The organism is Bacillus benzoevorans (assembly GCF_014207535.1).
Taxonomy (GTDB): Bacteria; Bacillota; Bacilli; order Bacillales; family Cytobacillaceae; genus Bacillus_BD; species Bacillus_BD benzoevorans.
The window spans coordinates 1-24486 of record NZ_JACHGK010000023.1 but is presented as its reverse complement, the minus strand read 5'-3'; the positions used below and the strand labels follow the sequence as shown (position 1 = coordinate 24486).

General features: G+C 41.6%; 24 protein-coding genes, 1 rRNA gene and 2 other annotated features. All 25 genes read right to left on the bottom strand.

The features are described 5' to 3' along the window. Nucleotides 1–154: 154 nt before the first annotated feature. Nucleotides 155–3712, bottom strand: coding sequence for a DNA-directed RNA polymerase subunit beta (gene rpoB / locus HNR53_RS20395; protein WP_184529558.1), 3558 nt, complete (start codon nucleotides 3710–3712; stop codon nucleotides 155–157). A 322-nt stretch (nucleotides 3713–4034) separates the two neighbouring features. Next, nucleotides 4035–4640 (bottom strand): class I SAM-dependent methyltransferase, encoded by a 606-nt coding sequence (locus HNR53_RS20390; RefSeq protein ID WP_184529556.1) that lies wholly within the window; start codon nucleotides 4638–4640, stop codon nucleotides 4035–4037. 82 nt (nucleotides 4641–4722) lie between these two features. Next, nucleotides 4723–5088, bottom strand: coding sequence for a 50S ribosomal protein L7/L12 (rplL, locus tag HNR53_RS20385; RefSeq protein ID WP_184529554.1), 366 nt, complete (start codon nucleotides 5086–5088; stop codon nucleotides 4723–4725). A 54-nt stretch (nucleotides 5089–5142) separates the two neighbouring features. After that, nucleotides 5143–5643, bottom strand: coding sequence for a 50S ribosomal protein L10 (gene rplJ, locus HNR53_RS20380; protein WP_184529552.1), 501 nt, complete (start codon nucleotides 5641–5643; stop codon nucleotides 5143–5145). A gap of 35 nt (nucleotides 5644–5678) precedes the next feature. Then, nucleotides 5679–5829: a sequence feature (ribosomal protein L10 leader region), on the bottom strand. Nucleotides 5830–5883: 54 nt separating this feature from the next. Beyond that, complete coding sequence (rplA, locus tag HNR53_RS20375) at nucleotides 5884–6582, bottom strand: 50S ribosomal protein L1 (protein ID WP_184529550.1); 699 nt, start codon at nucleotides 6580–6582, stop codon at nucleotides 5884–5886. A gap of 233 nt (nucleotides 6583–6815) precedes the next feature. Beyond that, nucleotides 6816–7241 carry a 50S ribosomal protein L11 gene (gene rplK / locus HNR53_RS20370; RefSeq protein WP_184529548.1) on the bottom strand — a complete coding sequence of 142 codons (426 nt, stop codon included), beginning with the start codon at nucleotides 7239–7241 and terminating at the stop codon, nucleotides 6816–6818. 170 nt (nucleotides 7242–7411) lie between these two features. Next, on the bottom strand, nucleotides 7412–7945 hold the full coding sequence (nusG, locus tag HNR53_RS20365; protein WP_184529546.1) for a transcription termination/antitermination protein NusG: 534 nt from the start codon (nucleotides 7943–7945) through the stop codon (nucleotides 7412–7414). Nucleotides 7946–8154: 209 nt separating this feature from the next. Next, nucleotides 8155–8337 carry a preprotein translocase subunit SecE gene (secE, locus tag HNR53_RS20360; RefSeq protein WP_184529543.1) on the bottom strand — a complete coding sequence of 61 codons (183 nt, stop codon included), beginning with the start codon at nucleotides 8335–8337 and terminating at the stop codon, nucleotides 8155–8157. 51 nt (nucleotides 8338–8388) lie between these two features. Continuing rightward, complete coding sequence (gene rpmG, locus HNR53_RS20355) at nucleotides 8389–8532, bottom strand: 50S ribosomal protein L33 (protein WP_184529541.1); 144 nt, start codon at nucleotides 8530–8532, stop codon at nucleotides 8389–8391. Nucleotides 8533–8740: 208 nt separating this feature from the next. After that, entirely contained in the window at nucleotides 8741–9400 is a 660-nt protein-coding gene (gene sigH / locus HNR53_RS20350; RefSeq protein WP_184529540.1) for an RNA polymerase sporulation sigma factor SigH, read from the bottom strand. Nucleotides 9401–9473: 73 nt separating this feature from the next. Continuing rightward, nucleotides 9474–9980, bottom strand: coding sequence for an NYN domain-containing protein (locus HNR53_RS20345; protein ID WP_184529538.1), 507 nt, complete (start codon nucleotides 9978–9980; stop codon nucleotides 9474–9476). A 2-nt stretch (nucleotides 9981–9982) separates the two neighbouring features. Then, nucleotides 9983–10726, bottom strand: a complete 744-nt coding sequence (gene rlmB / locus HNR53_RS20340) for a 23S rRNA (guanosine(2251)-2'-O)-methyltransferase RlmB (RefSeq protein ID WP_184529536.1) — start codon at nucleotides 10724–10726, stop codon at nucleotides 9983–9985. Continuing rightward, on the bottom strand, nucleotides 10716–11147 hold the full coding sequence (locus tag HNR53_RS20335; RefSeq protein WP_184529534.1) for a Mini-ribonuclease 3: 432 nt from the start codon (nucleotides 11145–11147) through the stop codon (nucleotides 10716–10718). The genes rlmB and HNR53_RS20335 overlap by 11 nt, the downstream gene beginning before the upstream one ends. A 4-nt stretch (nucleotides 11148–11151) precedes the next feature. After that, entirely contained in the window at nucleotides 11152–12549 is a 1398-nt protein-coding gene (gene cysS / locus HNR53_RS20330; protein ID WP_184529532.1) for a cysteine--tRNA ligase, read from the bottom strand. Next, nucleotides 12530–13207 carry a serine O-acetyltransferase gene (gene cysE / locus HNR53_RS20325; RefSeq protein WP_184529530.1) on the bottom strand — a complete coding sequence of 226 codons (678 nt, stop codon included), beginning with the start codon at nucleotides 13205–13207 and terminating at the stop codon, nucleotides 12530–12532. Before cysE ends, cysS begins: the two co-directional genes overlap by 20 nt. Before the next feature lie 53 nt (nucleotides 13208–13260). Further along, nucleotides 13261–13499: a binding site (T-box leader), on the bottom strand. A gap of 40 nt (nucleotides 13500–13539) precedes the next feature. Further along, a complete protein-coding gene (gltX, locus tag HNR53_RS20320) occupies nucleotides 13540–14997 on the bottom strand; it encodes a glutamate--tRNA ligase (protein WP_184529528.1) in 1458 nt (485 codons plus the stop codon). A gap of 135 nt (nucleotides 14998–15132) precedes the next feature. Further along, the gene (gene ispF / locus HNR53_RS20315) at nucleotides 15133–15609 is read right to left on the bottom strand and encodes a 2-C-methyl-D-erythritol 2,4-cyclodiphosphate synthase (RefSeq protein ID WP_184529526.1); all 477 of its coding nucleotides are present in this window, start codon (nucleotides 15607–15609) and stop codon (nucleotides 15133–15135) included. Between the two features lie 4 nt (nucleotides 15610–15613). Next, complete coding sequence (ispD, locus tag HNR53_RS20310) at nucleotides 15614–16318, bottom strand: 2-C-methyl-D-erythritol 4-phosphate cytidylyltransferase (protein WP_184529524.1); 705 nt, start codon at nucleotides 16316–16318, stop codon at nucleotides 15614–15616. 165 nt (nucleotides 16319–16483) lie between these two features. Then, nucleotides 16484–17575 carry a PIN/TRAM domain-containing protein gene (locus HNR53_RS20305; RefSeq protein ID WP_184529522.1) on the bottom strand — a complete coding sequence of 364 codons (1092 nt, stop codon included), beginning with the start codon at nucleotides 17573–17575 and terminating at the stop codon, nucleotides 16484–16486. A gap of 369 nt (nucleotides 17576–17944) precedes the next feature. Then, entirely contained in the window at nucleotides 17945–19321 is a 1377-nt protein-coding gene (gene radA / locus HNR53_RS20300) for a DNA repair protein RadA (protein WP_184529519.1), read from the bottom strand. Between the two features lie 144 nt (nucleotides 19322–19465). Continuing rightward, nucleotides 19466–21916, bottom strand: coding sequence for an ATP-dependent protease ATP-binding subunit ClpC (gene clpC / locus HNR53_RS20295; RefSeq protein ID WP_184529517.1), 2451 nt, complete (start codon nucleotides 21914–21916; stop codon nucleotides 19466–19468). 20 nt (nucleotides 21917–21936) lie between these two features. After that, nucleotides 21937–22998 (bottom strand): protein-arginine kinase McsB, encoded by a 1062-nt coding sequence (mcsB, locus tag HNR53_RS20290; RefSeq protein WP_184529515.1) that lies wholly within the window; start codon nucleotides 22996–22998, stop codon nucleotides 21937–21939. A 1-nt stretch (nucleotide 22999) separates the two neighbouring features. Next, nucleotides 23000–23551 carry a protein-arginine kinase activator protein McsA gene (gene mcsA, locus HNR53_RS20285; RefSeq protein ID WP_184529513.1) on the bottom strand — a complete coding sequence of 184 codons (552 nt, stop codon included), beginning with the start codon at nucleotides 23549–23551 and terminating at the stop codon, nucleotides 23000–23002. A 25-nt stretch (nucleotides 23552–23576) separates the two neighbouring features. Next, a complete protein-coding gene (locus HNR53_RS20280) occupies nucleotides 23577–24041 on the bottom strand; it encodes a CtsR family transcriptional regulator (protein WP_377802005.1) in 465 nt (154 codons plus the stop codon). A gap of 354 nt (nucleotides 24042–24395) precedes the next feature. Beyond that, a 5S ribosomal RNA gene (gene rrf / locus HNR53_RS20275) occupies nucleotides 24396–24486 on the bottom strand; the annotation flags it as partial.

Sequence of the window (24486 nt, the reverse complement as noted above, 5' to 3'; positions counted from 1 at the left end):
CTGTTATAATACCGATTGATTACCGGTAAACTCTCCCCATCTATGGAAAACAATGAACAGAACTATTTAATTTTTCATAAACTGCTTATTTCAACAATGACAAGACGAGAGGAAGCCCAAATAGAAACTTGAGCCATCCCTGTATTGCCATTTTTTATTCGTTTAATCCAACTTTCTCAGATTCAACATTTTGCGTTTCAGTCACAACGGTTAAAGGTTCTGACTGCTGGATATCATCATCATCTTCCGGATCGCGCATTTCGATTTCTTTTTCATCACCGGAAAGGATCTTAACGTCCATACCTAAACTTTGAAGTTCTTTAATTAATACTTTAAATGACTCAGGAACACCCGGTTCAGGTACATTTTCGCCTTTAACAATGGCTTCATACGTTTTCACACGACCGACAACATCATCTGATTTAACCGTTAGGATTTCCTGAAGCGTATATGCCGCACCGTATGCTTCAAGAGCCCATACTTCCATTTCACCAAAACGCTGTCCACCGAACTGCGCTTTACCGCCAAGCGGCTGCTGCGTGACAAGTGAGTAAGGACCTGTTGAACGGGCATGAAGTTTATCGTCTACCATGTGTGCTAATTTGATCATGTACATGACTCCGACAGAAACGCGGTTATCAAACGGTTCACCTGTTCTTCCATCGTAGAGAATCGTTTTAGCATCATAAGCCATTCCGGCTTCTTCAATCGTATCCCAAACATCATCCTCAGTTGCACCGTCAAATACCGGTGTAGCAACATGAATACCTAGTGATCTCGCTGCCATTCCTAAATGAAGCTCCAGCACCTGACCGATGTTCATCCGTGAAGGTACCCCTAATGGATTTAACATGATATCAACAGGTGTGCCATCCGGTAAGTAAGGCATATCTTCTTCCGGTAAAATACGCGAGATAACCCCTTTATTACCATGGCGTCCGGCCATCTTATCACCAGCGGAGATTTTCCGTTTCTGAACAATGTACACACGAACGAGTTGATTAACACCTGGAGGAAGTTCATCGCCATCTTCGCGGTTAAAGACCTTCACATCCAGTACGATACCGCCGCCTCCATGTGGAACACGAAGAGAAGTATCACGGACTTCACGGGCCTTTTCACCAAAGATTGCGTGTAATAAGCGTTCCTCAGCCGTTAATTCAGTGACCCCTTTTGGTGTTACTTTACCTACAAGAAGATCGCCGTCCTTTACTTCTGCACCGATACGGATAATACCGCGTTCATCAAGGTTACGCAGAGCATCTTCCCCTACGTTTGGTATATCGCGGGTAATTTCTTCCGGTCCAAGCTTCGTATCACGGGACTCAGATTCATATTCTTCAATATGAATAGATGTATAAACATCATCCTTAACAAGGCGTTCACTCATGATGATGGCATCCTCATAGTTATAACCGTCCCATGTCATGAAAGCAACAAGGACATTACGACCTAGAGCAAGCTCACCAAGCTCCATTGACGGACCGTCAGCTAAGATCTCGCCTTTTGTTACCTTGTCACCAACTGCAACAATCGGACGCTGGTTATAGCATGTACCTTGGTTAGAGCGGATAAATTTAAGCAAACGATATTTATCGAGGTTGCCTTTTACTTCCTGTCCATCTACTGCCTCAATACGGCGTACCCACACTTCGCGGGCTTCAACATGCTCAACAATACCGTTATATTTACAAATAACAGCTGCCCCAGAGTCTTTCCCTGATACGTATTCCATACCAGTACCTACTCTTGGTGCTTCCGGCTGCATAAGAGGCACAGCCTGACGCTGCATGTTTGCCCCCATTAACGCACGGTTTGAGTCATCGTTCTCTAAGAATGGAATACACGCTGTTGCGGCTGATACAACCTGTTTCGGCGATACATCCATATAGTCGATTCTTTCTCTTTTTACCGCTGTATTTTCACCACGGAAACGGGAAACTACTTCTTCGTCCATGAAGGCCCCGTTTTCATCAAGACGGGAATTTGCCTGTGCCACTACATAATTGTCTTCTTCATCTGCTGTTAAATAATCAATATGGTCGGTTACCAAGCCTGTATCAGGGTCTACTCTACGATACGGGGTTTCAATAAAACCGAACTTATTGACCTTTGCATAAGATGACAATGAGTTGATTAGTCCAATGTTTGGACCTTCAGGCGTTTCAATCGGACACATCCGGCCGTAGTGGGAATAGTGGACGTCACGAACTTCCATACCAGCACGTTCGCGTGTTAATCCACCTGGTCCTAATGCAGACAGACGACGTTTGTGCGTTAATTCTGCCAGCGGGTTGGTTTGGTCCATAAATTGAGATAACTGCGAGCTTCCGAAGAACTCTTTGATTGACGCAATTACCGGGCGAATATTAATAAGCTGCTGCGGTGTAATCGTGTTTGTATCCTGAATGGACATTCTTTCACGTACAACACGTTCCATCCTTGATAAACCAATCCTAAATTGGTTTTGCAAGAGTTCTCCAACAGAACGAAGACGTCTGTTTCCTAAATGATCGATATCATCTGTATCACCAACACCGTGCAGCAAGTTGAAGAAATAGCTGATGGAAGCAATAATATCAGCCGGTGCAATATTTTTCACTTCATCTATTACATAGGCATTACTGATGACATTAATGACCTTTTCATCCTCATTTGGAGCGTGAATTTTAACCGATTGAAGAAGAACATCTTCCTCAACTACGCCGCCATATGGACTTAATGTGGTAAAACTAATATTCTTTTCCAAATTTGGAATAATACGATCTAAATTACGGCGGTCCAGCAAAGTCCCCTTTTCGGCAACAATTTCACCTGTTTCAGGATCTACCAGCGTTTCTGCCAGTCTTTGACCAAATAATCTATTTTTAATATGAAGCTTTTTGTTGATTTTGTATCGTCCAACATTTGCCAGGTCATAACGTTTAGGGTCAAAGAATCTTGAAACCAATAAACTTTTTGCGTTATCTACAGTAGGCGGTTCACCCGGACGCAAACGTTCATATATCTCAAGCAATGCTTTTTCCGTGCCTTCCGTATTGTCCTTTTCTAACGTATTACGGAGGTATTCATTATCACCTATCAAATCGATAATTTCTTGATCTGATCCGAAACCAAGTGCGCGCAAAAGAACCGTAACGGGCAGTTTCCGCGTACGATCAATCCTTACATACACCACGTCTTTAGCATCTGTTTCATATTCCAGCCAAGCTCCGCGGTTTGGAATGACAGTAGCTGTAAATCCTTTTTTACCATTCTTATCAAGTTTACTGCTGAAGTAAACACTTGGTGAACGAACGAGCTGAGAAACAATAACGCGCTCTGCACCGTTAATAACAAACGTGCCCGTTTCTGTCATTAGCGGAAAATCACCCATAAAGACATCCTGGTCTTTTACTTCACCTGTTTCTTTGTTTACAAGACGCACTTTTACACGCAATGGTGCTGCATATGTAACATCGCGTTCTTTCGATTCTGGAACATCATACTTTGGTTCGCCAAGACTGTAATCAATAAATTCAAGCGATAGATTACCAGTAAAATCTTCAATCGGTGAAATATCCTGGAACATTTCACGTAAACCTTCATCAAGAAACCACTGATAGGAAGAGGTTTGGATTTCAATAAGATTCGGTAATTCTAAAACTTCACTGATCCGTGCGTAACTTCTTCGTTGGCGGTGTCGTCCATACTGAACTAGTTGACCTGTCAACTGATTCACCCCTCAAATCAAGCGTAATTATTACATTTATACATCCTATAAGAATAGAAAACATCCCCCTAAAATCGTAAATAAACAATAGGAAAGGAAATCTATTTCCGATAGGACAAAAAGAAAAAGGGTTTTTACTTCAAAAACCACAATTTCACAATACGACTATTATTTTATTAGTTTCCCCATATATACCAAATTTATACAACAAACGATTAATTTAGTAATATAGAGAAAATAATCTATTGGCATTTTACAATGCTATCACAATGATACAAGCCAGTCAACAATTTTCTACCGAAATATTTAGATTCTTTCCGGTTTACGACTCGCGAATAGCCTTAATAATATAGTAGCCCTTCTTCTTCACAACCGTTTCAACATTTCCAAACAGCTCAAAAAGCTTATCAATCGTTGAAGGAGCACCTTGCTTCTTTTGAATCACAACCCACAGCTCGCCGCCGGGAAGGAGACATTCGAAACTCTCTTCATATATTTCATGGACTGTTTTTTTACCGGCACGAATAGGCGGGTTCGTCAGAATAGCAGCAAACCTTAAGTTACTCACCGCACTCAGCCGATCACTTTCATATATTTTGACATTGGATATACCATTGAGTTCACTATTATCCTTTGCCAGCCCAATAGCACGCAAATTCACGTCGACCATATGAACCATCCGCTCCGGCCAATGCTTTGCTACCGCGAGACCAATTGGTCCGTAGCCGCAGCCAACATCCAGTACATCCCCTTGTGTTTCAGGCATCGTAAAGGTTTCTATTAATAATCTGGAGCCGAAATCTACTTCTTTTTTCGAAAAAACACCATTATCCGTTTTGAAACGGAAGCGGGTTCCTTTTAAGGTGAAATCCCAGTTCTTAGGATCACTTTCAACATTTTGTGTTCGGGAATAATAATGATCAGACATATTCTTACCTCCGTCCAGGAGAAGTCTTGAGGAATTTACAGCAAAAAAGCCCGCTTATACAGCGGGCTTTTCACCTGATGGATTACTTAACTTCAACGCCAGCTCCAACTTCTTCAAGTTTAGCTTTGATTTCTTCAGCTTCTTCTTTAGAAACTGCTTCTTTAACTGCTTTTGGAGTGTTGTCAACAAGTTCTTTCGCTTCTTTAAGTCCAAGACCTGTGATTTCACGTACAACTTTGATAACTTTGATTTTTTGGTCGCCTGCAGATGCAAGAACAACGTCAAATTCAGTTTGTTCTTCAGCAGCAGCGCCGCCAGCAGCTCCGCCCACTACAGCTACAGGAGCAGCAGCAGTTACGCCAAATTCTTCTTCGATTGCTTTTACTAAGTCGTTTAATTCTAAAACAGTCATGCTTTTAACTGCTTCAATGATTTGTTCTTTAGTCATGATTGATTTTCCTCCTTATTTTTGGGTTTATCATTTTAAGACGTTCTTTTTAGCTTACGCGCCTTGTTCTTCCTTTTGTTCGGCAACAGCTTTTGCTGCAAGGGCAAGGTTGCGGATTGGTGCTTGAAGTACGCTGAGTAACATAGAAAGTAAGCCTTCGCGTGATGGAAGTTCAGCAAGAGCTTTAATATCTTCCACAGTTGCTAAGTTACCTTCAATGACACCTGCTTTGATTTCAAGAGCTTCGTGTTTTTTAGCGAAGTCATTGATAATTTTAGCTGGTGCAACCACATCTTCAGTACTGAACGCAATCGCGTTAGGACCTGTTAAAACTTCGTTTAATCCAGCAAGATCAACAGATTCTGCAGCGCGGCGAGTCATCGTGTTTTTGTAAACTTTGAAGTCGACGCCTGCTTCACGAAGTTGTTTACGAAGTTCAGTCACTTCTGCTACGTTTAGTCCACGGTAATCAACTACTACAGTTGAAACACTGGCTTTTAATTTATCAGCGATTTCTACTACGGTCTGTTTCTTTAATTCGATAGCATTGCTCATCTTTACACCTCCTGTAAAAATTACTGCATTTATACCCGTCAATTTAAAAACCTCTATATCATATAGACACAGAGGTTTTTACAATAGCCGTCATGCTAAACGGTTTATTTCAAATCTATCGTATGACCTCGGCAGGATATTAAGCGTATAAGCACCTGCTGTCTATGGTACAAATGTTATTTTGTTTTTTAACAACGAATTCTATCTTAAGCGAAAAAATTCTATTTGTCAATATATTTATTATCTAGCTGTTACTGTAGAAGGATCCACTTTAACACTTGGTCCCATTGTTGAAGTGATCGCTACATTTTTCATGTAAGTTCCTTTTGCAGCAGCAGGTTTAACTTTTACCATTGTATCAAAAATAGTGTTGAAGTTTTCAACAAGCTTATCTGTTTCAAAAGAAGTTTTACCGATTGGAACATGGATATTACCAGCTTTGTCAACGCGGTATTCAACTTTACCAGCTTTGATTTCGTTAACTGCTTTCGTTACATCGAATGTAACTGTTCCAGTTTTAGGGTTTGGCATTAAACCTTTTGGTCCTAATACACGACCAAGTTTACCGACTTCACCCATCATGTCAGGTGTTGCAACGATTACATCAAAGTCAAACCAACCTTGTTGGATTTTGTTGATATAGTCTGCATCGCCAACATAATCTGCACCGGCAGCTTCTGCTTCTTTTAATTTTTCACCTTTAGCGAAAACTAAAACTCTTTGAGTTTTGCCAGTTCCGTTAGGAAGCACTACTGCTCCGCGGATTTGCTGGTCAGCTTTCTTAGGATCAACGCCTAAACGGAAAGCAACCTCAACAGATGCATCAAACTTTGTTACACTTGTTTTCTTAACAAGGTCCATTGCCTCATTAATTGGATAAGCTTTTGCACGATCTACAAGCTTAGCAGCTTCTAAATACTTCTTACCTCTTTTAGCCATTATTATTTCCTCCTTGATTTGTGGTTTTAGCGGAATAACCTCCCACTTGAAAAAACGACCGGCGTTTTTTCTGATGTCAGAGGTTAGAGGGTCATAACAGGAAAGTCAGTAAATCGCCGCTTTCTCTATTAACATAACCTCGGGACATCATGAATCGGAAGACAGAATAAAGGTTGCGAGTGAACTCAATTCCAACCCCGCAACCTTTTGTCAACCTTCATTTACGGCATGGATTAGTCTTCGATAACGATACCCATGCTGCGTGCAGTACCTTCAACCATACGCATAGCTGCTTCAACACTTGCTGCGTTTAGATCAGGCATTTTTGTTTCAGCAATCTCGCGTACTTTATCACGCTTAACTGTTGCTACTTTATTACGATTCGGTTGTCCTGAACCGGATTGAATTCCAGCTGCTACTTTCAAAAGAACTGCAGCAGGAGGAGTTTTCGTAATAAATGTAAATGAACGGTCTTCAAATACCGTAATTTCAACCGGAATGATTAAGCCAGCTTGATCAGCCGTACGAGCATTAAATTCTTTACAGAATCCCATGATATTAACACCTGCTTGACCTAGTGCAGGACCAACCGGCGGCGCTGGGTTTGCTTTACCAGCAGGGATTTGTAATTTTACCATTTTAATTACTTTTTTAGCCACGAGACACACCTCCTTAAGTCCGTGATGTGGTAATAGGGCAATTGCCCTCCCACTCAATCGACAGTCTCTATGTTAGAATAAAGAACTTTAGTATCAAACAGTCTCAAGCCTGAGACATACTGACCTATGAAATATTACCACTATTTTATTTCAATTTCAAGTTCTTCTGGTTATAATTTTTCAATTTGTGTAAAATCCAGCTCTACAGGCGTATCCCGGCCGAACATATTGACGAGAACTCGAATTTTCGCTTTATCCTTGTCAATATCTTCAATTGTTCCTTCAAAATTAGCAAACGGACCTTCTTTCACCTTCACCATTTCTCCGATAACAAAATCAATATCGATTCGTCTTTCATCAACGCCCATGTGCTTCAATATGCCGCTCACTTCTTCCGGCAAGAGCGGCGATGGCTTTGAACCAGCCCCGGCAGAACCGACAAAGCCTGTTACCCCCGGCGTATTCCGCACCACATACCAAGAATCATCTGTCATAACAAGCTCAACAAGCACATAACCAGGAAACACTTTCCTCTTTACCACTTTTTTCTTACCGTTTTTAATATCAGTTTCTTCTTCTTCCGGTACAATCACCCGGAAAATTTTATCTTGCATCGCCATGGACTCAACACGTTTTTCTAAATTTGCTTTTACTTTATTCTCGTATCCCGAGTACGTATGGACAACATACCAATTCTTTTCCATTCAAGAGGACTCTGCGTCCTTCCCTCCCTGTACAATGTAGTCATTAATCTTTTTAGGCTGAAGACGTGATTTATTTTTCTAAGGAAATCGAAACAATGAAGTTCATCACGAAATTCATGATGTTACCTTTTTAGACAAATCAAAAAACCCGTCGCCGGGCTTTTAACGTTTTCCTGTTTATTTCCCATTATACCATGAGTTGACAGGAGTTATTCAAGAATTACACGAATCACTTTAGAAATACCTAAGTCAATGACAGCGAAAAAGGCAGTGAAGAAAGCCACAGTTGCAAGAACAGTTATTGTATAGTTGGTCAACTCTTTACGTTTTGGCCAACTTACCTTTCTCATCTCACGTCCAACTTCACGGAAAAATTTCACGAAGCGTTGCATTTTGTAACCTCCAAACCTGAAGTGTAACACCAATAAATAGTATGATAAATGCTATCTTGTTTCTCGATGAACGGTATGCGCCTGGCAATGGTCACAGTGTTTCTTCAATTCAAGACGTTCTGCTTCCTTTTTGCTCATCGTTGTATAGTTCCGCGAACCACACTGGGTACAAGCTAGCGTAACTTTTTTTCTCATTTTCACACCCGCATCTGGTCATTATATCTCTAAAACTTTATCACGCTCAGTTGGACATGTCAATAATAGGGAAGCAAAACGATTCCTATGTCTGGCGGGACTTATAAAGCTGTTACCTTAAAGATAACAGCCGGTTATTCAGGTTATTTTCATGCTTTGTTCAAGCTGTATTGCTTTTGTGAATTTTTTGTAAAAGCAATTCTGTGTGCTACAGGGAAAATTCTCGAATCTCTAAATATCGTTCCAGCTTTCGCTTTACGCGCTGAAGGGCATTATCAATCGATTTAACATGGCGGTTCAATTCTTCTGATATCTCCTGATAGGATTGTCCATCCAAATAGAGAGCAAGCACCTTGCGTTCCAAATCACTCAGCAGTTCGGCCATCTTTACCTCAATTTGATCAAACTCTTCTTGACTAATGAACAGCTCTTCCGGATCTAATACTTTTGCTCCTGATATGACATCCATCAAGGTACGATCTGATTCCTCGTCATAAATCGGCTTGTCCAGGGACACATATGAATTTAACGGAATATGTTTTTGTCTTGTTGCTGTTTTGATTGCGGTAATAATTTGTCTAGTAATACAAAGCTCAGCAAATGCCTTAAACGACGACAACTTGTCTTCTTTGAAATCGCGAATCGCCTTATATAATCCAATCATGCCTTCTTGAACAATATCCTCTTTATCGGCTCCGATTAAGAAATAGGATCGTGCTTTGGCGCGGACAAAATTCTTATATTTGTGGATCAAGAAATCTAATGCTTCGCTATCCCCTTTGTGTACTAATTCAACTATCTGTTCATCTTCAAGCTCCAGATAGTTTGCCAAATTATCATGTGATTTCTGCCTTCCGTAGGAACTCAACCTAGTCACCCCCAACTGCTTAAGCATACTTAGAAATATTATACAGTACAATTTTTTACTGCGTCAACGAGGATTACTCTCCTCTGCGCCATTTTTCAAAAATTTCTGCCATTTCATTACTTAATGGAATTTTTGCTACAGGGGCCTTTTTATTGATGTGATCCACGTTCTTTTCTATCCCTTTTTCGATCATCTTCATCTCAATATATAATTCTCTTGCCGATATTCTCAACGCGCCTTGACCAAAAATCTGCCATTGCTCTGTATAGTCAGAGGTCGCGACATGAATTTGCGTTTTGCGGTTGCTCAATTGAATTGAAAGCTTTTCAATTCGTTCATCCGCCGTCTCATTTTCCTTCGTAAAAATGACTTCCACTTTATAATTCTGTTCCTTTTTTTCAATTCCCTGGACCTCATATGCATCAAAGACAATGATGACTTTCATTCCGGTAAACGCCTGGTACTCTGCCATTTTTTCAATTAATAAATCCCTTGCAGCAGCTAAATCCTTATTTCTCAATTCCAGCAGTTCCGGCCACGCACCAATAATGTTGTAACCATCCACTAATAGAATCTCCATGACTACTCCCCTAGAGGATGACGCTTGCGATAAACCTCATACATGAGGAGTGCGGCCGCGACAGAGGCATTCAATGAAGTCACATGGCCAGCCATTGGAAGACTGATCAGAAAATCGCATTTCTCACGGATTAGGCGCCCCATTCCTTTTCCTTCACTGCCTATTACAAGTCCAAGCGGCATCGTACCGTCAAATTGCCGGTAATCTTGTTTCCCTTCGGCATCCGTGCCGGCAATCCAGACGCCTCTTTCCTTCAGTTCCTCTATCGTTCTTGCCATATTGGTCACACGGACCACTGGAATATGCTCAATAGCCCCTGTTGAGGTCTTCGCTACGGTCGCGGTAAGACCGACTGCGCGGCGCTTCGGGATGATGATTCCATGCGCACCCGTTGCATCAGCAGTCCGCATAATAGATCCTAAATTATGCGGATCCTCTATTTCGTCGAGCAGCAAAAAGAACGGTTCTTCATGCCGCTTTTCTGCAAGGGCAAATAAATCATCCAGCTCCGCATATTGATATGCAGCTACTTGGGCGACAACTCCCTGGTGATTCCCTTCGACCATGTCATCTAACTTTTTCTTTGGAACAAACTGCACTAGCACATTGAATTCCTTTGCCAGATTCGTAATCTGCTGCATCTGACCCCGTTGCGATCCTTCTGCAATGAGAATTTTATTGATGTCCCGCTCTGATTTTAATGCTTCCAACACCGGACTTTTACCCATGATATAATCATGACTCATTTTTCTGCCCCCCCTTTATTTGTTCAACCAATTCAAATGCCTTTGTTACCACTTCCTCAAGCCGTTCCTGTTTGCCTGCGAGATATAAACTCCCGATTAACGCTTCAAATGCCGTACTATAACGGTAGGTCTGCACGTCTGTATTTTTGGGGACTGTGCCGGATTTGGCATTCCGTCCCCTTTTAATGATCGCCACTTCTTCTTCCTGAAAGAAACCATTCGCAAGCATCTCATGCAGTACACCTGACTGTGCTTTTGCCGATACATACTTCGTTGCCTCTTTATGAAGCAGATGCGGCTTTACCTGTCCTTTTTGCAATAAGTGATATCTTACATATGTTTCATAAACAGCATCTCCCATATAAGCAAGGGCAAGGCTGTTTAACAGTCTTTCATTTATCTTCTGTTCGTAATAAAGCATCCCGTCAGCCTCTTTTCCAACGTGTGCCTTGCGCTGTATCTTCTAAAATGATATTGAGATCCTTTAATTGATCACGAATCTGGTCCGCTAATTGGAAGTTTCTATCTTTCCGCGCCTGGATCCTTTGTTCAATTAAGGCCTCAATATCCTCGTCAAGCAGCTCTTCTTTTTCCAGCTGCAGTCCTAGGACCGCGAATAATTCCTCAAACTGCTGTAGGAACCTCGCTATCACAGCTTCATCTGTATTTTTTTCCATTAAATATTTATTGGAAAGAGCGGATAACTCGAAGAGTACCGAGATCCCATTCGCTGTATTAAAATCATCATCCATTGCCATAATAAAAGCATCACGCTGACTGTCAATCTGATTCATCCAAGTTTCGCTGCCTTCACCAAGATTAGCACTGGCTTTCATGCGGTGCTTTAAATTTTGATAGGATGTTTTAATCCGCTCCAGCCCTGAGCGGGTGTTTTCCAGCAGGTCGACACTATAGTTAATCGGATTGCGATAATGCACAGACAGCATAAAAAAGCGTAAAACTTGCGGCTCATGCATTTTGATCAAATCATGAACAAGGACAAAGTTTCCGAGTGACTTTGACATCTTTTCATTATTGATATTGATATATCCATTATGCATCCAATAACGTGCCATCGGCTTTCCTGTCAGCGCTTCGGATTGCGCAATTTCATTTTCATGATGCGGAAATGCCAAATCCTGCCCTCCCGCGTGGATATCAATGGTCTCTCCTAAATACTTTTTCGCCATGGCCGAGCATTCAATATGCCACCCCGGCCGTCCTTTTCCCCATGGACTTTCCCAATAAATCTCTCCTTCTTTAGCTGCTTTCCAGAGAGCAAAATCAAGAGCATCCTGTTTCTTTTCCCCGACAGCAATACGAGCCCCGACCCGCAGCTCATCAATCGATTGGTGGGAAAGCTTGCCGTACCCTTCGAATTGACGCGTATGAAAATAAACATCACCTTCTGATTCATAGGCATACCCTTTATCAACCAGGGTTTGAATAAATTCAATAATGCTTTCCATATTCTCTGTGACGCGAGGATGGACATTCGCCTTTTGGCAGCCCAGTGCCGATACATCCTCGAAATAAGCTGCGATAAAGCGATTGGCAATGGATGGCACATCCTCACCCACCTCATTGGCGACCCGGATTAATTTATCATCGACATCCGTAAAGTTCGAAACATACTCGACCTCATAGCCGCGAAACTCTAAATATCTCCTCACTGTATCAAAGACGATTGCCGGACGGGCGTTCCCAATATGAATATAATTGTACACCGTTGGTCCGCATACATACATTTTTACCTTTCCTGCTTCAAGGGGAATGAACTCTTCCTTTTTTCTCGTCAGGGTATTATATAACTGAATAGCCATGCTGATTTTTGCTCCTTTCCTTTTCCTGATTAAGTTCCGCTAGTTCCTTCTTTAATGTTATAATTTCATCTTCCAATTCCTTCAGCCGGTCTGCTACTGGATCAGGCAGATTGGCATGATTTAAATCTTTATTAACCTTTTGTCCATTCTGTACTTTAATGCGCCCTGGAATACCTACAACAGTGGAATTCGGCGGAACCTCGCGAAGAACAACGGATCCTGCTCCTATTTTTGCATTCTCACCAACGGTAATGGAACCGAGTACCTTCGCACCAGACGCAATTAAAGCATTGTCCTTAATAGTCGGGTGACGTTTTCCTTTTTCTTTGCCGGTTCCGCCTAGTGTTACTCCTTGATAGATCGTCACATTGTCGCCGATTTCACAAGTCTCGCCGATCACAACTCCCATTCCATGGTCGATAAACAGGCGCCTGCCGATGACAGCACCCGGATGGATTTCAATCCCGGTAAAAAAACGGCTGATTTGCGAAATAGCACGGGCAAGAAAATAAAACCTTTTTTTATACAGGGCATGGGCTAAACGGTGCGACCAAATCGCATGCAGCCCTGAATAAGTTAAGATAACTTCTAAATAGCTTCTCGCCGCCGGGTCCTGTTCGAATATTACCTCGATGTCTTCTTTCAGCTTTTTGAACATTCATTTCCCTCCAACCTTTTCTTCAGCCAAAATAAAAAGCGCCCCTGTCATCAGACAGAGACGCAAAATATGCGCGGTTCCACTCTGTTTAAGCCTCAGGTGGAGGCCTCAACTTAAACCCTGATAACGGACGGGGCACCGCCTGTGTCTACTAAAAGGTTCAACACAAGGCTCTGAGAGGCATTCAAAAAATGAGAGGCTTAAACCACTTTCAGCCGGTGATGGTTCTCTCTGACAGAGGAAATACCCTCTTAAGCATCATTTTTTTACTAATTCTCATCAACACTTTTTCGATCTGATTACCTTTACTATATTACATTTTTAACAATCTGTTAACCAATTATTCGCTGCAAACGTGCCTTAACCTTTTCTTCTCCAAGCAGTTCAATGGTTTTCATCAAATCAGGACCATGTACTTGTCCTGTTGCTGCGACACGGATCGGCATAAATAATTTTTTCCCTTTATGCCCCGTTGCTTTCTGAACAGCTTTGACTGCCTTTTTGATTTCTTCAGCAGAAAAGGATTCCATTTCGTCAAGCTGCGCTAAGAAAGCAGCAAGTACCTCTGGAACTTGTTCTTCAGAAACGATTGCCTGAGCTTCTTCATCCATTTGGATTTCTTCGTTGAAAAATAGATCGGAGAGTTCAACGATTTCAGCACCGTAGCTCATTTTTTCCTGATTTAGAGCAATCAGTTCGCGAACCCACTTATCTTCTTCCTCTGTACGGTTTTCCGAAACTAAACCGGCCTTTACTAAATGAGGCAGTGCCAGTTCCACTACACGGTCAAGTTCAACCGTCTTCATATATTGGTTATTCATCCATGCCAGCTTTTGCTTGTCAAATAATGCCGGTGATTTAGATAAGCGGCTGGGATCAAAGATTTTGATAAACTCTTCTTTCGAGAAAATCTCCTCTTCACCGCCAGGAGACCAGCCTAAAAGCGTAATAAAGTTGAATAAGGCCTCTGGAAGATAGCCCAACTCCTCATATTGCTCAATGAATTGAATAATCGATTCATCGCGCTTACTTAACTTTTTACGGCTTTCATTCACAATCAGTGTCATATGACCAAAAATGGGAGCTTCCCAGCCAAGTGCTTCATAGATCATTAATTGCTTCGGTGTATTGGAGATATGATCATCCCCGCGCAAAACATGGGAGATTTCCATTAGGTGATCGTCAACTGTAACAGCAAAGTTATAAGTCGGGATGCCATCCTTTTTCACAATAACATGATCACCGATGCCGTCGCTTTCAAATGAAACATGTCCCTTTACCATGTCGTCAAATGAGTAGACCTTGCCTTTTGGTACTAAAAAGCGAATACTTGGCTGACGACCTTCCGCTTCAAGTCTTTGCCGTTCTTCTTCTGTTAAATGACGGCATTTACCGGAGTATTGCGGCGTTTCCCCTCTCTCCATTTGTTCTTCCCGTTCTTTTTCTAATTCTTCTTCCGTACAATAGCATTTATATGCCTGTCCGTTCTCAATCAGCTGATTAAAATACTTCTGGTATATATCATTTCTTTCAGACTGGCGGTACGGACCAAAGGGACCGCCGATATCAACACTTTCATCCCAATCCATGCCAAGCCACTTTAAATATTTCAACTGGCTTTGTTCTCCGCCTTCAATATTCCGCTTTTGGTCGGTGTCTTCAATTCTAACGATAAATTTACCGTTTTGATTCCGAGCGAATAAATAATTAAATAATGCTGTCCGTGCATTCCCTATATGTAAATGTCCGGTTGGACTAGGCGCATAACGCACCCGAATTTCGTTTGTCATGATTCTATATGCCTCCAATGTATAAAGATTAGATTTTATCGCCATTACAGTACAATTTTGTCTCCAATTCTCTATTTTACAGTTAAAGTAGAGAAAATGAAATCTGCAGGATATATTTTTTTACCTGTCCAAACTTTAGCCTTTTTGCAGCAGTACTACTGCCTGAGCGGCGATCCCCTCTCCTCTTCCTGGAAAACCTAACTTCTCAGTAGTGGTTGCCTTCACATTAATATTCTCCGCTCCTGTTTCCAAAAGGCCGGCAATGTTCTGTTTCATTTGACCAATATAAGGAGACATCTTCGGTTCCTGAGCAATAATGGTACAATCTGCATTCACTAATTTGTAGCCCTTTTGTTTGACCAGTTCCCAGACAGCCTGAAGCAGCTTGCCCGAATCAGCGTCTTTAAATGCCAGATCATTATCAGGAAAATGGCGGCCGATATCTCCCTCTCCAATTGCCCCTAAACAGGCATCAGCAATCGTATGTAATAAGACATCAGCATCAGAATGACCTAAGAGCCCTCTTTCATATGGAATGGTAATTCCTCCAATGATAAGCGGTCTGTTCTCTGTTAACTGATGTACATCAAATCCTTGCCCAATACGAAACATATTCTTAACTCCTTTTTTCCTTCAGACTCTTCCGCTTTGCGATAATCGTTTCAGCAAAGAATAAATCCTCCGGTGTAGTCAGCTTTATATTGTCATAGTTTCCCTCAACGATTATAACATCATGCCCCATACGTTCCACAAGGCTGGCTTCATCCGTTCCAAGATATTGGTCACAAAGCGCCTGTTCATGAGCTTTGCGCAGCTCAAAAGTGCGAAAAGCCTGCGGGGTCTGAACAGACCACAGGCTGGACCGTTCAATCGTATCCTTTATTTTATTTCCCTCGGCCCTTTTGATTGTATCCTTTACGGGCACAGCTAATATGGCCGCTCCATACTGCTCAGCGGCTTCAACTAATCTTTGTATCTGCTCACTATCAATAAAAGGCCTTGCCGCATCATGGACAAGCACAATATCCTCATCATTCTCCAGAACCTTTACTCCAGCGTAAACACTATATTGCCGTTCACTTCCGCCTGATACAAGCTTGACTTCCTTCTTGATCCCAAATTGGGCAAGCAGACGCTCGATCTCCCGCTTTTCATCCTCATTAACAGCAAGGATGATCCTTGAACAGCTATCATCACAATCAAACACTCTTAACGTATAAATAAAAATGGGCACCCCATCTAGTTCCAATAGCAGCTTATTTTTCCCCGCTCCCATTCTTTTTCCCTGTCCTGCCGCAGGGAGAATGACTTGATAAGTCATAACCAAACTCCTATCTATATGCATATCTTTACAATTATTTTAACAATATTCCACACAAATGAATAGCCTGCGGATCAGCAGGTCCATTTATCACAATGGCATTCTGCGTACTCCCCAGGCTTTTTTTACATTATAGTATAATGGCATGATGACTGTATATTATGTTCACAACGCTTTTTCCAGTAATTTTGGTTTGGCAAAAATCATTCTGCCGGCAGATGTCTGAAGAACACTGGTGACGATGACATCGATATTTCTTCCAATATAGTCGCGGCCATCCTCTACCACAATCATCGTGCCGTCATCAAGGTAGGCAACACCCTGATTGTACTCTTTTCCATCCTTAATCACTTGAACATTCATTTCTTCTCCAGGCAGAACCACTGGTTTCACAGCATTAGCAAGGTCATTAATATTAAGTACAGACACCTGCTGTAATTCACAAACCTTGTTCAAATTGAAATCGTTTGTTACAACGATACCATTCGTAATCTTAGCCAGCTTGACAAGTTTGCTGTCCACCTCGGCAATTTCATCAAAATCACCTTCATAGATTTCCACTTTAATATCCAGCTCTTTTTGAATGCGATTCAGAATATCTAATCCGCGGCGGCCTCTGTTTCTTTTTAACACATCAGATGAATCAGCAATATGCTGTAATTCAGCCAGTACGAACTGCGGGATCACAATAGTCCCCTCAAGAAAACCAGTTTGGCAGATATCTGCTATCCGACCGTCAATGATGACACTCGTATCAAGAATTTTCCATGTTTTTTGCCTGGATTGTTCCTGCTCTTCTTCGCTTGGCTCATCAGATTTTTTCTTCTTGCCGGCAAATAATTGCAGAAGCTCTTCCTTTTTCTTAAAACCAACCTGGAATCCAAGGTAACCAAATAATAAGGTTAAAAGGATTGGTGCCACCGTATTAATAATTGGAATATCAATAGCATTTAACGCATATCCAATTAAAAATGCGATTAAGAGACCAAAAGCAAGACCGACACTGCCAAAAATAATATCTGCAATAGGCACCTTCACAAGGGACTCCTCAACCCATTTAATGAAATGAACGACATGGTCAATGGCCCATAAAGATATAAGATAAAAAATAATAGCTCCTAAAATAGCTGATACATATGGATTATTAATTAGAGGAATGTTGTGTAATGAAAATAATTTGAATAAGTCCGGGATTAAAAATAGTCCCAAGGTTCCTCCTATTATGAGAAAACACGCTTGCACAATACGCTTTAACATTCCCTCACCTCCTTTTAATTATTATAAACAATTTACAGAAATCAAAACCCTATTTGGCATATTTTTTCCATTTTCTCAAGTGTAAAATTTACTTAGCTGAATATTGGGTTAAAAGTCGATATGAATAAGGACCTGGTAGTCCACACTGAATACCCTAAGTTATGGAAGTATATGAATAAATATACTCTATTATAGATTTATGCTCTAATAGTACAAGGTTAGCATTCAGGAAAGCATTCTGTCAAATGATAAGCCTTTTATTCTACCATAATAAACCTGTTAGTTCAATTGTCTTTTTTTTGACCAAAAAGTGATACGCCCCTTAGTATACCACAAAAAGGAAAATGCCATTTACCTTTATTCTCCCCATCATCTTCCCAGCGAATACTGCAATGCTTCCGCTACTGTAGAAACGCCTATTAATTCAATTTCCGACGGCGCCTGCCACCCGCCGAGATTATTCGCAGGCAGGATAATTCGTTCAAAACCAAGCTTTACCGCCTCTTGCACCCTCTGTTCAATTCGTGAAACCCTTCTCACCTCGCCTGTTAAACCAACTTCCCCAATAATACAGTCTGTCGGCCTTGTCGGCTGATCACGAAAGCTTGAGGCAATACTAATCGCAATTGCAAGGTCAATGGCAGGTTCATCTAATTTCACGCCGCCCGTCACTTTTAAATAAGCATCTTGATTTTGCAGCAGCATGCCGACTCTTTTTTCCAAAACCGCCATTAAGAGCGAAACCCGATTATGATCAATACCTGTTGCCATTCTCCGCGGATTACCAAAGCTTGTCGGAGAAATGAGTGCCTGGATTTCAACAAGCACAGGTCTTGTCCCTTCCATTGAAGCACAGACAGTAGAACCAGAGGCTCCCTGAGAACGTTCTTCGAGGAATATTTCGGAGGGATTTAAAACCTCAGCAAGACCCGCTTCCTTCATTTCAAAAATTCCCATTTCATTGGTCGAGCCAAAGCGGTTTTTTACCGCACGTAAAATACGATAGGTGTGGTGCCGTTCTCCTTCAAAGTATAAAACTGTATCAACCATATGCTCCAGGAGACGGGGGCCGGCAATCGATCCTTCCTTCGTAACATGCCCGACGATAAAAATAGCAATTCCTTTTGTTTTGGCGATTCTCATTAATTCGGCAGTACATTCACGTACTTGAGAAACACTCCCCGGTGCTGACGTCACCTCAGGATGGAACACCGTTTGGATCGAATCAATGATCACGAAGTCCGGATTAATTGTCTCAATCGTACGGCTGATATCTTCCAGATCGGTTTCTGCATAAACAAGGAGACTATCTGACATCACGCCTAAGCGATCCGCTCTTAGTTTCGTCTGACGCAATGACTCTTCCCCAGAAATATAAAGGACAGAGTTGTTTTTTGCAGCAAGCTGCGAGGATACTTGCAGCAGCAGAGTGGATTTCCCAATTCCGGGATCTCCCCCGATCAGCACGAGCGATCCTCTGACAATCCCGCCGCCCAGTACACGGTTCAACTCCCTTGAATCCGTGTAAATCCGCGGTTCGTTGACTGTTTCCACAGCCGTAATCGGTGTCGGCTTAGAGGCAATTGCGCTTTTCTCCGTATGAGCAAATGCACCTTTTCTTGCTGAAGTTTTTTCAATTTCCTCAGTCATTCTATTCCAAGCGCCGCATCCGGGGCATTTTCCCATCCATTTCGGCGATTCATATCCGCACTCCTGGCACATAAATTTCGTCTTTCTCTTTGCCATTGTCTCATATTCACATCCTTGAAAACATTTCAATCTATTATTAGTTAGATAAAGTATATTACACTTTTATGAAAAAAAGATGAAAAAAGATGAAAAGGGAGATACACCTTTATTATGTGTATCTCCCTTAGCCTTTTTCACTGTTTATTTTTGCAGTTGGGATTCTGTTTTGCGTTCACCTGTACGAACGACAAATTCATCATTTTCGATATCAATGAATACCTTTTGACCGGTTAATACAGTTCCTCTTAACAGTTCCTCTGATAAACGATCCTCAATATGCTTTTGAATTGCTCTGCGAAGCGGTCTTGCTCCGTATTCAGGGTCATATCCCTCTTGAGATATTTTCTCCATTGCTGCGTCAGTTAGTGACAGTGTAATATCCTGCTCTTGTAATCGTTTCGTTAATTGGCCGGACATCAGTGTCACAATTTCCTTCAAATGTTTCTTTTCTAATGCATGGAATACGATAATTTCATCAATACGGTTCAGGAATTCAGGGCGGAAGGCTTTCTTCAGCTCTTCTAGTACTTTCCCCTTCATATCTTTGAAGTCCTGATCAGAATCCTGGATATTAAAACCGACATATTTATTTTTCTTCAATGCTGAAGCACCCACATTGGATGTCATAATCAGCACGGTATTACGGAAATCAACTGTTCTTCCTTTAGAATCAGTTAAGCGTCCATCCTCTAATACTTGAAGCAGAATATTAAAGACATCTGGATGTGCTTTTTCAATTTCATCTAATAATACAACTGAGTATGGCTTTCTTCTAACTTTCTCTGTCAATTGTCCGCCTTCTTCGTAGCCTACATATCCTGGAGGGGATCCGACAAGTCTTGAAGTTGAGTGTTTCTCCATGTATTCAGACATATCAATCCGAATCATGGCATCTTCATCACCGAACATTGCTTCTGCCAATGCACGAGCAAGTTCAGTTTTACCTACACCAGTTGGTCCAAGGAAGATGAATGAGCCGATTGGACGTTTTGGATCTTTTAAGCCGGCAGACGCTCTTCTAACAGCTTTCGAAATCGCTTTAACCGCTTCTTCCTGACCAATAACACGATTGTGTAAAATTTCTTCCAGATTCAACAGCTTTTGTGTTTCAGTTTGTGTAAGCTTTGATACAGGAATTCCTGTCCAGCTTGATACGACGCTGGCAATATCCTCTACTGTTACTTCGCTGTTCTCCTGGCCTTGCTTTTCTTTCCAGACTTTCTTCGTTTCTTCAAGCTGTTCACGAAGACGCTGTTCAGAATCCCTCAATGAAGCAGCCTTTTCAAACTCCTGGCTTTGGACAGCTGCATCTTTTTCTTTTCTTACTTCCTCCAGCTTCACTTCCAACTCTTTTAAGTTTGGCGGAGTAGTGTAGGAACGTAGGCGGACCTTTGAACCCGCTTCATCAATTAAATCGATCGCTTTATCCGGAAGGAAGCGGTCTGAAATATATCGGTCAGATAATTTAACTGCCGCGTCAATTGCTTCATCCGTAATTGATACTCTGTGGTGTGCCTCATAGCGGTCACGTAATCCTTTAAGAATTTGCACGGATTCCTCGGCAGTTGGTTCATCAACGCGGATTGGCTGAAAGCGTCTTTCGAGTGCAGCATCTTTTTCAATATATTTACGGTATTCATCTAATGTTGTCGCACCGATACATTGCAGTTCACCGCGGGCTAATGATGGTTTTAAAATATTTGATGCATCGATAGCCCCTTCAGCGCCGCCGGCACCAATTAATGTATGAAGCTCATCAATGAATAGAATGATATTTCCCGCCTGGCGGATTTCATCCATTACCTTTTTCAGACGGTCTTCAAATTCACCACGGTATTTGGTACCTGCAACGACAGTACCCATATCTAGTGTCATAACCCGCTTATCGCGAAGAATTTCAGGAACTTCATTATTAACAATTTGCTGGGCAAGACCTTCTGCTATCGCTGTTTTACCAACTCCAGGCTCACCAATTAAAACCGGGTTATTTTTTGTCCTGCGGCTCAGCACCTCAATAACACGCTGAATTTCTTTGCTGCGTCCAATGACTGGATCCAGACTGCCTTCCCTGGCGATTACAGTTAAATCACGTGCCAGGCTGTCAAGAGTAGGTGTATTAGCACTTGCTGAAGAAGCACCTTGATGTGTACCAGACTCATTACTACCTAAAAGCTGCAGGACTTGCTGGCGTGCTTTATTCAAACTGACTCCGAGATTGTTTAAAACCCGGGCTGCCACTCCTTCACCTTCACGGATAAGTCCAAGCAGGATATGCTCTGTACCAACATAGGAGTGTCCAAGCTTACGGGCTTCATCCATTGAGAGCTCCGTTACTTTCTTGGCCCTTGGTGTATAATGTATCGAACCGGCAACATCTGAGCCTCTGCCGATTAAATCCTCAACTTCCTTCTGAATCTTTTCAGAACTTAATCCCAATGCGTATAAAGCTTTTGCTGCAATTCCTTCCCCTTCACGTACAAGACCCAGTAATATATGCTCTGTACCAATATTATTGTGACCTAAACGGATAGCTTCCTCTTGAGCTAAAGCAAGTACCTTTTGCGCTCTTTCTGTAAAACGTCCAAACATCATGTCCACTTCCTCCCTACTCTTTAATTTTCCATTTTTATTCTTTCTCTGATTAATGCTGCCCGGCGAATATCCCGTTCATCCGGTCTTAATGGACCTCCGGAATATTGCTGTAAAAATCCGGGCTGAGTAACTATCATTAATTCTGTTAAAATATTACGGGAAATATTTTCAATATATCCCATATCAATACCAAACCTTACATCAGATAAACAGCTGGCTGCTTCCTTAGATTCAATAATTCTGCTGTGTGCCAGTACTCCGAAAGAACGCCAAACTCTGTTTTCCAACTGAATCCCTGATGTCTTTCGTAATGCTTCACGAGAATTTCTTTCCTGTGAAACAATTTGGCTGACTACACTTATTAAATCTTCCACAATTTCAATTTCAGACTTCCCAAGTGTCATCTGATTTGAAACCTGAAAGATATTACCTAAAGCTTCGCTGCCCTCACCGTAAATTCCTCTAACAACCAATCCCAATTGATTAATTGCCGGGATAATTCGGTTTATTTGATGAGTCAGTACCAGTCCCGGAAGATGCATCATGACCGATGCCCGAAGTCCTGTACCTACATTTGTCGGACAGCTTGTTAAGTAGCCTACCGTTTCATCATATGCGTAGTCTACATAATCCTCAATCCAATCATCTATTTCATTGGCCATCTCCAGTGCCTCTTTTATTTGAAATCCTGGGAACAGGACCTGGATGCGAATATGATCTTCCTCATTAAGCATGATGCTGACTTCTTCATTCTCCGAGAGCAGGCATGCACCGTGGGATCCCTCTGCTAAATTCGGGCTGATTAAATGCTTTTCAACTAACACTCTCTTTTGCAAAGGCTGCAGATCTTCCATAATGAGTAAATCCATTTCCCCAACCTTTGTAAAACGGTGTTCCTGCATTCTGCTTTTTATCGTTTGAATAACTTGATTTGCTTCTTCATTGGAAAAGGCAAATGGGAATTTAAACTGTTCAATATTGCGTGCTAAGCGGATTCTTGAACTTAATACAATATCAGAGTCAGGGCCTTCTGCACTCATCCAAGAGCTTACGGCTTGATTTAAAAACCGTTCCAGTGACACATTATTCCCCTCCCCCACAGGACTCGCCAAGCTTTCGATCCAAGAGACGGATTTCATCCCGAATGACCGCAGCTTTTTCAAACTCTTCTTGAGTGATCAAGTCTCTTAATTGAATCTTTAAGTCCTCTATATTTTTCTTTATATGCATCGTTCCTCCAATTCTTTTGGGTATTTTACCTTTATGAACGGAGTTGCCGCTGTGCAGACGTTTATAAATTGGCGCTAATAATTCCTGAAATGTAGTATAGCAGTGAGAACATCCAAATCTTCCGGCCTTCACAAATTGTTGAAATGTCATTGAACATCGATCACATTGCACAATTTCCTGCTTTTCGAATGGATCGGTCTGTGACTGCTGCTGGAGACTTGGCTGCATTTTAAACAAGCCGGCTAATAAATTATTAATGGAAAAGCCTGACGTGTTGTTAAACATAAATAAATCGCCTTTTTCTTGGGCACATTTTTCACAAAGGTGAAATTCTCCCTTTTCTCCATTAACGATTTTTGTAAAATGCAGTGTTGCCGGTCTTTGATGACATTCCTGACAAATCATTTCATCACCTCTTTTGCACTGTGCATTATTTATATTTAAGCGTTTGGAGCATGGCTCTTAACATCCGTGCCCGTAATTCATCCCGATGAGGAAGTTCAATGTACAATACAGAGCGATCAATGACACTCATCATAATTCTTGCTTCACGCTCTGTGATAACCTCTTCTTCAACAATACGGTATATAACATCCTCTGCACTATTCTGGGATATTCGATTTTGAATCAGAGATAGCAGTTGATCAATTAAATGAGCATGATCATATGATTGGACTTTAATAATCCGAATATAGCCGCCTCCGCCCCTTTTACTTTCTACAATATATCCTTTTTCAATCGTAAATCGGGTATTAATGACATAATTTATTTGTGAAGGAACGCATTGGAATTTATCGGCTATTTCATTGCGCTTGATTTCTACAATCTCTGATTCACTCATTTCCAGAACCTTTTTCAAGTAGCTCTCAATAACGTCTGAAATATTTCTCACCACGCCTCCTCCTTCTGACTTTGACTATATTTGACTATAATTATACATGATATCCTTATCTTCTGGCAAATAATCAGACTTTATTAATTTCCCCAATTTATTCTCTTCTCAAACTTAGGATATGCGCTTTATAGAGAAAAGTTATTCTCGACATGGATGATAAGGAATTTATACTGTTATTGGAGTTGTGTGAAGCTGATTTTTGGATCGCGGGGTTTAGAGGGTCCGTGAAGCTTTGCTTCACTCTTGTGCTGGGATGAGATTGGACGTGAAACTTTTGTTTGTTATGCTTGCGGCTCTTCCGAGCCTTTGATCAAATACAAAAAAAGAGCACCCACTCAGGGTACTCTTTTGCTTGCTTGGCGGCGTCCTACTCTCACAGGGGCAAAGCCCCAACTACCATCGGCGCTGAGAAGCTTAACTTCCGTGTTCGGGATGGGAACGGGTG